The organism is Pseudomonas sp. S4_EA_1b, assembly GCF_016307435.1.
Lineage (GTDB): Bacteria > Pseudomonadota > Gammaproteobacteria > Pseudomonadales > Pseudomonadaceae > Aquipseudomonas > Aquipseudomonas rhodesiae.
Genome location: NZ_JAEILC010000128.1, coordinates 1 through 9,636 on the forward strand (window position 1 = coordinate 1; position 9,636 = coordinate 9,636).

Below are 9,636 nucleotides of genomic sequence, written 5' to 3' on the forward strand. Positions count from 1 at the left end.
CATGTATAATGCCGCCCGTCTGCAAAGAGAGCGGTAAAAACCTCACAACTATTTGATCCAGCTCTCTAAAATCGGTCGCCAAAGCCGTTATTGTGCATCTCTCTTTAACGGCCGCTGCACCGCCGACTTGAACCGTAAAGGCCCGCGATCTTTTGACCAGCCCTCTTCTTGAAGCCGTAGCGCTTGCCTGTGAACGCGACCTGCGCCTGCTGTTCGAGCACCTCGAACTGCGGCTGGCGGCCGGCGACATGGTGCAGGTCAGTGGCCCCAACGGCAGTGGCAAGACCAGCCTGCTGCGCCTGTTGGCCGGGTTGATGCAACCCACGGCCGGTGAAGTGCGCCTCAACGGCAAGCCTCTTAACGAGCAGCGCGGCGAATTGGCGCGCAATCTGATCTGGATCGGCCATGCCGCCGGTATCAAAGATGTGCTCACTCCCGAAGAAAACCTCAGCTGGCTCACCGCCCTGCATCACCCCGCGTCCCGCGAGGCGATCTGGCAGGCGCTGGCCGCTGTCGGCCTTAAAGGCTTTGAAGACGTGCCTTGCCACACCTTGTCCGCCGGCCAGCAGCGCCGTGTCGCTTTGGCCCGCCTGTATTTGCCGGGCGCGCCGCTGTGGGTTCTCGATGAACCCTTCACTGCCCTGGATAAGCAAGGCGTGGCCCAATTGGAAGAACACCTGGCCCGGCATTGCGAGCAGGGCGGTCTGGTGCTGCTCACCACGCACCACAGTTTGACGCGGGTGCCCGCCGGTTACCGTGAGTTGGACCTGGGGCGGTGGTCGCTATGAGTGTGTTCGCCTTGCTGGTCGCCCGCGAAGCGCGCTTGCTGTGCCGCCGCCCAGCTGAATTGGCCAACCCGCTGGTGTTCTTTGCCATCGTGATTGCGCTGTTCCCGTTGGCGGTCGGTCCCGAGACTAAACTGTTGCAAACCTTGTCGCCGGGACTGGTGTGGGTAGCGGCGCTTTTGTCCGTCCTGCTCTCGCTGGACGGGCTGTTTCGCAGTGATTTCGAGGACGGTTCTCTGGAACAGTGGGTCCTTTCGTCGCACCCCCTGCCACTTCTGGTGTTGGCCAAGGTACTGGCACACTGGGCTTTTTCCGGCTTGGCGCTAGTCTTGCTCTCGCCGCTGCTGGCGATGATGCTGGGTTTGCCCGTCGAATGCCTGCCGATCCTGCTGCTGAGCCTGTTGCTCGGTACGCCGGTCCTCAGCCTGCTGGGGGCGGTGGGCGCGGCGCTGACAGTAGGTTTGAAGCGCGGCGGGCTGTTGCTGGCGCTATTGATCCTGCCGTTGTACATCCCGGTATTGATCCTCGGCAGCGGTGCCTTGCAAGCCGCGCTCATGGGCATGCCGGCAACCGGTTACCTGCTGTGGCTTGGCAGCCTGACCGCCCTGGCGGTAACCCTGACACCTTTTGCGATAGCCGCCGGCCTGAAGATCAGCGTCGGCGAATAATGAGGTCTGGCCGGGCGTTATGCCTTCGCCAGTAAAGACCCTAAGCTGCTTGCCACGACAAGCGGTAACCGTGACGGAAACAGCAATGAACTGGACCTGGTTTCACAAGCTCGGCTCGCCCAAATGGTTTTATGGCATCAGCGGTAAATTGCTGCCGTGGTTGAGCCTCTTCGCCGCAGCGTTGATCGGCATCGGCCTGGTCTGGGGCCTGGCCTTCGCGCCGCCGGACTACCAGCAAGGCAATAGCTTCCGGATCATCTATATCCACGTGCCCACCGCGCTGCTGGCCCAGTCCTGCTACGTGATGCTGGCGGTGTGCGGCATTGTCGGGCTGGTGTGGAAGATGAAACTGGCCGACGTGGCCCTACAATGCGCCGCGCCCATCGGCGCGTGGATGACCGCCGTGGCGCTGGTCACCGGCGCCATCTGGGGCAAACCCACCTGGGGCTCGTGGTGGGTGTGGGATGCACGACTGACGTCTATGTTGATCCTGCTGTTTCTGTACTTCGGTCTGATTGCGCTGGGCAATGCGATCAGCAATCGTGACAGCGCCGCCAAGGCCTGCGCGGTACTGGCCATTGTCGGTGTGATCAATATTCCGATCATCAAGTACTCGGTGGAGTGGTGGAACACCCTGCACCAGGGCGCCACCTTCACCCTCACGGAAAAACCGGCGATGCCCGTGGAAATGTGGGCGCCGCTGCTGTTGATGGTGCTGGGGTTCTATTGTTTCTTCGGCGCGGTGCTGCTGATGCGCATGCGCCTTGAAGTGCTCAAGCGCGAGGCCCGCGCCAGTTGGGTCAAGGCCGAAGTGCAAAGCTGCCTGGGGGCGCGGGGATGAGTTTCAGTTCTTTCGGCGATTTTCTCGCCATGGGCCATCACGGCCTGTATGTCTGGACGGCCTATGGCATCTGCCTGGCGGTGCTGGCCCTCAACGTCGTCGCGCCGATCCTGGCGCGCAAGCGTTACCTGCAACAAGAGGCGCGTCGTCTGCGCCGGGAGACCGATAAGTGAATCCGCTGCGTAGAAAGCGTCTGTTGATCATCCTTGCCATCCTGGTGGGCGTCGGCATTGCCGTGGGCCTGGCCTTGAGCGCCTTGCAGCAGAACATCAACCTGTTTTACACGCCGACCCAGATCGCCAATGGCGAAGCGCCGCTGGACACACGCATCCGTGCCGGCGGAATGGTGGAGAAAGGCTCGCTGAAGCGTTCCGGCGATTCCCTGGACGTCACCTTCGTGGTCACCGACTTCAACAAGGCCGTGACCATCACCTACCGCGGTATCCTCCCGGACCTGTTCCGCGAAGGCCAGGGCATCGTCGCCCTGGGCAAACTCAACGCCGACGGCGTGGTAGTGGCCGATGAAGTGCTGGCCAAGCACGACGAAAAGTACATGCCGCCGGAAGTCACCAAAGCCTTGAAAGACAGCGGCCAGTCCGCCCCAGCACCCGCGAAGGAGGGCTAAGCCATGACGTCCGCACTGTTTATTCCCGAGCTGGGCCAGTTGGCGATGATCCTCGCGCTGTGCCTGGCGATTGTTCAGGCCGTGGTGCCGTTGCTCGGTGCCTGGCGCGGTGATCGACTGTGGATGAGCCTGGCGCAGCCGGCTGCCTGGGGGCAGTTTGCGTTCCTGCTGTTCGCCTTCGGTTGCCTGACGTACGCCTTTATGACCGACGATTTTTCCGTCGCCTATGTCGCCAATAACTCCAACAGCGCACTGCCTTGGTACTACAAGTTCAGCGCCGTGTGGGGCGCCCACGAAGGTTCATTGCTGCTGTGGGCGCTGATCCTCGGCGCCTGGACCTTCGCGGTGTCGGTGTTTTCCCGCCAGTTACCGCAAATCATGCTGGCCCGCGTGCTGGCCGTGATGGGCATGATCAGCATCGGCTTCCTGCTGTTCCTGATCATCACCTCCAACCCGTTCAGCCGTATCCTGCCGCAGGTTCCGGCCGACGGTCGTGACCTCAACCCGTTGTTGCAGGACATCGGCCTGATCGTGCACCCACCGATGCTCTACATGGGCTACGTGGGGTTCTCCGTGGCCTTCGCCTTTGCCATCGCCGCCTTGCTCGGCGGGCGGTTGGATGCGGCGTGGGCACGCTGGTCGCGGCCGTGGACCATCGTCGCTTGGGCTTTCCTCGGCATTGGCATCACCCTTGGTTCGTGGTGGGCCTACTACGAACTTGGCTGGGGCGGCTGGTGGTTCTGGGACCCGGTGGAAAACGCCTCGTTCATGCCATGGCTGGTGGGCACCGCGCTGATTCACTCCCTGGCGGTCACCGAAAAACGCGGCGTGTTCAAGAGCTGGACCGTGCTGCTGGCCATCGCGGCCTTTTCCCTCAGCCTGCTGGGCACCTTCCTTGTGCGTTCGGGCGTACTGACTTCGGTGCACGCGTTTGCCTCCGACCCGGCGCGCGGCATCTTCATCCTGATATTCCTGCTGTTCGTGGTCGGTGGTTCGCTGACCCTGTTCGCCCTGCGCGCGCCGGTGGTCAAGAGCCAGGTGGGCTTCAACCTGTGGTCGCGGGAAACCCTGCTGCTGGGCAATAACCTGGTGCTGGTGGTGGCCGCGTCGATGATCCTGCTCGGCACGTTGTACCCGCTGGTGCTGGATGCGTTGAGCGGCGCCAAGCTGTCCGTGGGCCCACCGTATTTCAACGCCTTGTTTATTCCGTTGATGGGCTTGTTGATGGTGGTGATGGCGGTCGGCGTACTGGTGCGCTGGAAAGACACCCCGGTGAAATGGTTGCTCGGCATGTTGATGCCGGTGTTGCTGGGCAGCGTGGCCCTCGCCGTGATCGCGGGCATCGCCTACGGCGACTTCAACTGGGCGGTGCTGGCCACGTTCCTGCTGGCAGCCTGGGTGCTGCTGGCCGGCGTGCGCGACATCGTCGACAAAACCCGCCACAAAGGCCTGATCAAAGGGTTGCCGACGTTGACCCGCAGCTACTGGGGCATGCAGATCGCGCACCTGGGCATTGCCGTGTGCGCCCTCGGCGTAGTGCTTTCCAGCCAGAACAGCGCCGAGCGCGACTTGCGCCTGGCACCGGGCGAGTCCATGGACCTGGCCGGTTACCACTTTATTTTCGAAGGCGCCAAGCACTTCGAAGGGCCGAACTTCACGTCAGACAAAGGCACCGTGCGCGTCGTCCGAAACGGCAAGGAAATCGCCGTGCTGCACCCGGAAAAACGCCTCTACACCGTGCAGAGTTCGATGATGACCGAGGCCGGTATCGACGCCGGTTTCACCCGCGACCTCTACGTGGCCCTGGGTGAGCCGCTGGGCGAGGGGGCGTGGGCGGTGCGCGTGCACGTCAAGCCGTTCGTGCGCTGGATCTGGTTCGGCGGCCTGCTCACCGGTTTCGGTGGTTTGCTGGCAGCACTGGACCGGCGCTATCGAGTCAAGGTCAAAAGCCGCGTGCGTGAAGCGCTCGGCCTGCAAGGAGCGGCGGTATGAAGCGTTGGTTAATGGTGTTGCCGCTGGCGGCGTTTCTGGTGGTGGCGGTCTTCCTGTATCGCGGCTTGTACCTGGACCCGGCCGAACTGCCCTCGGCGATGATCGGCAAGCCGTTCCCGGAATTTTCCCTGTCTACCGTGCAGGGCGATAAAACCCTGACCCGTGCCGACCTGCTGGGTAAGCCGGCGCTGGTCAACGTGTGGGGCACCTGGTGCATCTCATGCCGCGTGGAACATCCGGTGCTGAACAAACTGGCCGAGCGCGGCGTGGTGATCTACGGCATCAACTATAAGGACGACAACGCGGCGGCGCTTAAATGGCTGGCCGAGTTCCATAACCCATACCAATTGGACATCCGCGACGAAGACGGCAATCTCGGCCTGAACCTGGGCGTCTACGGCGCCCCGGAAACCTTCTTCATCGATGCCAAGGGCGTGATCCGCGACAAGTACGTCGGGGTGATCGACGAAGTGGTATGGCGCGAGCAATTGGCCGCCAAGTACCAGGCGCTGGTTGATGAGGCCAAGCCATGAAGCGCTTGTTAGCCGCTGCCGTACTGGCACTGGGCTTGGCCGGCGTGGCCCACGCCGCCATCGACACCTATGAGTTCGCCAATGACGCCGAGCGCGAGCGCTTTCGCGACCTGACCAAAGAACTGCGCTGCCCTAAATGCCAGAACCAGGACATTGCCGACTCCAACGCGCCCATCGCCGCTGACCTGCGCAAAGAGATCTTCCGCATGTTGGGGGAGGGCAAGGACAACCAGCAGATCATCGACTTCATGGTCGACCGCTACGGTGACTTTGTGCGTTACAAACCGGCGCTGACCGGCAAGACCGCGTTGCTCTGGTTTGGCCCCGCCGCGCTGTTGCTGACCGGTGTGGTGGTAATGGCTGTGATCGTCCGCCGTCGCCGCGCCGCGCCCACCGATGGCTCCGACGCGCTATCCCCTCAAGAGCGCCAACGTCTCGACCACTTGCTGGACAAAACCTCTGATGATTGATTTCTGGCTCGCAGCAGGCTTGCTGCTTTTGGTTGCCCTGAGTTTTCTGTTGATCCCTGTGTTACGTGGCCGCCGTGCCCAGCGCGAGGAGGATCGCACCGCACTGAATGTGGCGCTCTACCAAGAGCGCGTGGCCGAACTGCAAACCCAGCAGGCCGAAGGCGTGCTCGACGCCGCGCAACTTGACACCGGCCGCGCCGAAGCCGCCCGCGAATTGCTGGCCGACACCGAAGGTGTGGAAGCCCCCCGCGAATCGCGTCTGGGTAAACCGCTGCCGTTGCTGGCCGCGTTTCTGGTGCCGGTGCTGGGCCTGGGCTTGTACCTGCACTTTGGTGCCAGCGACAAGGTGGAACTGACCCGCGAATTCTCCCAGCCGCCAGTGTCCCTGCAAGACATGACCCAGCGTTTGGAACGCGCCGCCGCCGCCCAGCCGGATTCCGCCGAAGGCCTGTACTTCCTCGGTCGCGCCTACATGGCCCAGGATCGCTCCGCCGATGCGGCCAAGGTCTTCGAGCGCGCCGTGGCCCTGGCCGGTCGCCAGCCGGAACTGCTCGGCCAGTGGGCCCAGGCCCAGTATTTTGCCGACAACAAACAATGGTCGCCGAAGATCCAGGCATTGACGGACGAGGCGTTGAAGCTCGACCCGAAAGAAGTCACCAGCCTCGGCTTGCTCGGCATCGCCGCGTTTGAAGGCGAGCGCTATCAGGACGCTATCGACTACTGGGGGCGTCTACTCGCGCAACTGCCGCCGGAAGACAATTCCCGCGTCGCGCTGCAAGGCGGCATCGACCGCGCCACGCAAAAACTCAAGGAAAGTGGCGGCACCGTCGCCCAGGCGCCTAAGGCGGCAACCTTGAAAGTGCGCGTGGATGTGTCCGCTGACGTAAAGGCCAAGGCCCTGCCAGGCGACAGCGTGTTTATCTTCGCCCGTGCCGTGAGTGGCCCGCCGGCGCCGTTGGCGGCCAAGCGCGTCACCGTGGCCGAGTTGCCGATCACCGTCGAACTGGGTGATGCCGACGCGATGATGCCGCAGTTGAAACTGTCCAACTTCCCCGAAGTCCAACTGGTTGCGCGCATATCCCGGGCTGGTCAACCGACCGCCGGCGAGTGGATCGGCCGCAGCCAACCCCTGGCCAGCTCCACCACTGCGTTGCAGCAGCTGACCATCGACAGTCCGGACAAGTAATTCGAGGAAACGCCATGACCGCATTCGCACGTATCACCTTGCTCAGCCTGGTATTGGGCCTGAGCGCTTGTGCGGTCCACCGGCCACCGCCTGCGCCGACCGGCCCGACCATCCCGCCGTCGGGCCCATCGACCCAGCCCAGCACCAAACCGTCCGGCCCGGTAACCCCGCCGCCAAAGCCGCTGCCAACCAAGTCCCCGACCTTCGCCCCACCACCGGGCGCCGCCAGCCACTGGGACGGCAAGATGCAGGTGTATGTGCTGGACGAACAACCCGATACCTTCTACCGCCAGCGCACCTACTACCGCTGGAGCAACGGCTGGAGCCGCTCCATCAGCCCCAACGGGCCATGGGAGGAGACGGACGTGCACGGCGTGCCGCCGGGATTGAGTAAGCAATACGCGCAGTGACAAAAGGCGACCTTCGCAGACTGTGTGAAAACGCACTGATGGTGGTTCCAAGCAAACGCCCCGACTTGCTCGGGGCGTTTGCTTTTGTGCAGACAGCAAGCGGAAAAAGGCCAACGCCATTTCGGCTCTTGTACCCTCAAGCTGTCGCAGCAGGAGGCGAGCATTGCCAAACAACCGCTGCTCAAGGTTGCCGAGCGGATGCGCAACGATGGATCTCCGAGCGGTCATCATTGCTGGATGCGCCAGCATTCGCTCTCCTTGGATGTCGGCCATAACGAAAAATGCTCCGTACCTTTCGATACGGAGCATTTCTTTGAGCGCCGCGCAGATTGTTAATTGTTCACACCGTATGTTCGGGTTGCCTTTTTCATCCTGAAACCCATTCCTCGAAACATGGAGAGCATGTGCGGGAGGGGCGCTGCGAAGATTCAACTTGCCCAACCACTAGAGGTTTTCTCAGCCATCAAGTCACAGGATATTCCCGCTCCAGTGTTTCATTCACCGACAGCTACGCGCTCTCAGCCATCTGCACTAACGCCAGCACCCGCTTGCGACTTGCGCCATCTAGGCTCTCGGCACAATCGTAGGCACAGGCGGTCGCGGATTCCAGCATCTCGCTGGGGTTGTTCAATGCCGCTTCGGTGCTGAGGCCGAGGTGGAGGGTGAAGATCATATTCGGCGTGGATTGTGGAATCACGTTCGAAGCGGATGGCGGGGGGGATTGGGGGTGACCTTTTTCATGCAGTACATCTCCATTCAGTTGGAGCTTACCGCGTCAGCGACCATGCAGAAGAGTGGCGAGCAGTATTCAGGTTGGTCGACCAGGGAATGGAAGTCCCGCCGGGCGTGAGCCCTCCCAAGCACAGCTCGCCATTACACGAAAATGATAATGCCGCGTTCGCGGCACTATGCGCCATTCTAATCCAGGCAACCAAGCCTGATCGCTGATGAGCTGCGATTGCTAAGGGCTAACGATGCCTCATAGCAACTGTAAGCCAACAAGTTTGTAAGAAAAGTCGTGAGAGTTTGACTTGGTTTTTAAAGTGGTTTATCGATATTTGGTCTGACAGACCATTCCTATACATGGGGTAGTGGAAATCACTTGAGTACCTATCTGTTTGGCTAGCTATTTTTTCTGTGAGTAATCAGTTAGCTTCAAGATATTCAAATGTCTTGGGGTTTCAGATGAATCTGCTAGATATCGGTAATACTCCGTTTGTCGAGTTGGCGACTATTTCTCTGAACGGGAATAGAGTTTTTTCCAAATGTGAGTTTCTAAATCCTTCAGGAAGCCATAAAGATAGAACGTACTTGAATATTGTTAGCGAGTTGGAGCGAAGCGGTGAAATTGAACCGGGTATGATCCTTGTAGACTGCTCCACGGGGAATGGCGGTGCGGCACTTGCTTGGATAGGTAGAGCTAAAGGTTACGGTGTAAAAATATTTATGCCTGAGGGGATGACTGAAGAAAGAAAAACGCAAATTCGCTCGTTTGGGGCGCAAATAATTGAAACTCCAAAAGAAGAGTTTTTGTCCGGAGCGGTCGCAAGAGCTAAAAGTTATCGCGCTACAAATCTCTCAAGTGGTATCTACTTTCTCGATCAGTCCGAGAATATCTTAAATAGGGAGGCTTGGAATATCTGTGGAAAGGAAATAGTGGCAGCGCTGAAGGGGCTTGATGTGGTGCCTGATTTTTTCGTATGTTCTATAGGGACTGGAGGCACATTCTCCGGTATTGCTGAAATATTAAAGCGCGAATACAAGAATATAAAAACTGTTGGGATTGAGGTTGACAGTTCAGCGCCTTTGTATGCAAAAAGAAATGATCTGGTTTTTAAACACTGCTCTCATAATCTCATGGGGCTTGGAGCTGGAGTTCTATCGGCGAATACTGTGTCCGCGCTTATTGATGAAATAAGAGTGGTTGATGGTCCTGCCTCTTGGGCTCGAATGAAGAGGTTTATAGCAGAAGAACGACTTGCAGTCGGTCCGACTTGCGGAGCGAATATACTTATTTGTGAAGAAATCGCTGCTGCATTTAGTAATAAGAATATTGTTACTTTGTTTTTTGATAGCTCTTGGAAATACAAAAGTCGATGGGATGGGAACTATCCGGAATACAGCGA

Annotated in this window: 12 protein-coding genes and 1 pseudogene; 11 read left to right on the forward strand and 2 right to left on the reverse strand. The window is 59.8% G+C overall.

From position 1 onward, the window contains the following. Positions 1-152: 152 nt before the first annotated feature. The 10 genes from ccmA to YA0848_RS31025 all read left to right on the forward strand — a co-directional run bounded on the left by ccmA (position 153) and on the right by YA0848_RS31025 (position 7,510). A complete protein-coding gene (gene ccmA / locus YA0848_RS30980; protein ID WP_034112678.1) occupies positions 153-788 on the forward strand; it encodes a cytochrome c biogenesis heme-transporting ATPase CcmA in 636 nt (211 codons plus the stop codon). Then, positions 785-1,453: a heme exporter protein CcmB gene (ccmB, locus tag YA0848_RS30985; protein WP_034096629.1), complete on the forward strand. Its 669-nt coding sequence runs from the start codon at positions 785-787 to the stop codon at positions 1,451-1,453. The genes ccmA and ccmB overlap by 4 nt, the downstream gene beginning before the upstream one ends. A gap of 85 nt (positions 1,454-1,538) precedes the next feature. Further along, entirely contained in the window at positions 1,539-2,294 is a 756-nt protein-coding gene (locus tag YA0848_RS30990; protein WP_034112681.1) for a heme ABC transporter permease, read from the forward strand. Then, the gene (ccmD, locus tag YA0848_RS30995) at positions 2,291-2,467 is read left to right on the forward strand and encodes a heme exporter protein CcmD (RefSeq protein WP_034096631.1); all 177 of its coding nucleotides are present in this window, start codon (positions 2,291-2,293) and stop codon (positions 2,465-2,467) included. Before YA0848_RS30990 ends, ccmD begins: the two co-directional genes overlap by 4 nt. Further along, positions 2,464-2,919, forward strand: a complete 456-nt coding sequence (ccmE, locus tag YA0848_RS31000) for a cytochrome c maturation protein CcmE (RefSeq protein ID WP_034096632.1) — start codon at positions 2,464-2,466, stop codon at positions 2,917-2,919. Before ccmD ends, ccmE begins: the two co-directional genes overlap by 4 nt. 3 nt (positions 2,920-2,922) lie before the next feature. Beyond that, positions 2,923-4,911 (forward strand): heme lyase CcmF/NrfE family subunit, encoded by a 1,989-nt coding sequence (locus YA0848_RS31005; protein WP_099313108.1) that lies wholly within the window; start codon positions 2,923-2,925, stop codon positions 4,909-4,911. After that, complete coding sequence (locus YA0848_RS31010; RefSeq protein WP_040266267.1) at positions 4,908-5,444, forward strand: DsbE family thiol:disulfide interchange protein; 537 nt, start codon at positions 4,908-4,910, stop codon at positions 5,442-5,444. Before YA0848_RS31005 ends, YA0848_RS31010 begins: the two co-directional genes overlap by 4 nt. After that, a complete protein-coding gene (locus YA0848_RS31015; protein ID WP_034096635.1) occupies positions 5,441-5,914 on the forward strand; it encodes a cytochrome c-type biogenesis protein in 474 nt (157 codons plus the stop codon). Before YA0848_RS31010 ends, YA0848_RS31015 begins: the two co-directional genes overlap by 4 nt. Next, complete coding sequence (gene ccmI, locus YA0848_RS31020) at positions 5,907-7,100, forward strand: c-type cytochrome biogenesis protein CcmI (protein ID WP_034096636.1); 1,194 nt, start codon at positions 5,907-5,909, stop codon at positions 7,098-7,100. Before YA0848_RS31015 ends, ccmI begins: the two co-directional genes overlap by 8 nt. Before the next feature lie 14 nt (positions 7,101-7,114). Next, a complete protein-coding gene (locus YA0848_RS31025; RefSeq protein WP_040266271.1) occupies positions 7,115-7,510 on the forward strand; it encodes a lipoprotein in 396 nt (131 codons plus the stop codon). 108 nt (positions 7,511-7,618) lie between these two features. Here the strand turns inward: YA0848_RS31025 and YA0848_RS31030 are convergent. Next, positions 7,619-7,765 (reverse strand): annotated as a pseudogene (locus YA0848_RS31030) (IS5/IS1182 family transposase); the annotation flags it as partial. A gap of 253 nt (positions 7,766-8,018) precedes the next feature. Then, positions 8,019-8,183, reverse strand: a complete 165-nt coding sequence (locus YA0848_RS31035) for a DUF6124 family protein (RefSeq protein WP_232925219.1) — start codon at positions 8,181-8,183, stop codon at positions 8,019-8,021. 512 nt (positions 8,184-8,695) lie between these two features. Between YA0848_RS31035 and YA0848_RS31040 the strand changes: the two genes are divergently transcribed. Beyond that, the coding region (locus YA0848_RS31040; RefSeq protein ID WP_198731486.1) for a cysteine synthase family protein at positions 8,696-9,636 on the forward strand (941 nt) is incomplete at its 3' end.

Bases quoted from the DNA above. Each gene is read 5' to 3' on its own strand.
- ccmB (WP_034096629.1), top strand. From the start codon at position 785: ATGAGTGTGTTCGCCTTGCTGGTCGCCCGCGAAGCGCGCTTGCTGTGC.
- YA0848_RS30990 (WP_034112681.1), top strand. From the start codon at position 1,539: ATGAACTGGACCTGGTTTCACAAGCTCGGCTCGCCCAAATGGTTTTAT.
- ccmD (WP_034096631.1), top strand. From the start codon at position 2,291: ATGAGTTTCAGTTCTTTCGGCGATTTTCTCGCCATGGGCCATCACGGC.
- YA0848_RS31005 (WP_099313108.1), top strand. From the start codon at position 2,923: ATGACGTCCGCACTGTTTATTCCCGAGCTGGGCCAGTTGGCGATGATC.
- YA0848_RS31010 (WP_040266267.1), top strand. From the start codon at position 4,908: ATGAAGCGTTGGTTAATGGTGTTGCCGCTGGCGGCGTTTCTGGTGGTG.
- YA0848_RS31015 (WP_034096635.1), top strand. From the start codon at position 5,441: ATGAAGCGCTTGTTAGCCGCTGCCGTACTGGCACTGGGCTTGGCCGGC.
- ccmI (WP_034096636.1), top strand. From the start codon at position 5,907: ATGATTGATTTCTGGCTCGCAGCAGGCTTGCTGCTTTTGGTTGCCCTG.
- YA0848_RS31025 (WP_040266271.1), top strand. From the start codon at position 7,115: ATGACCGCATTCGCACGTATCACCTTGCTCAGCCTGGTATTGGGCCTG.
- YA0848_RS31035 (WP_232925219.1), bottom strand. From the start codon at position 8,183: ATGATCTTCACCCTCCACCTCGGCCTCAGCACCGAAGCGGCATTGAAC.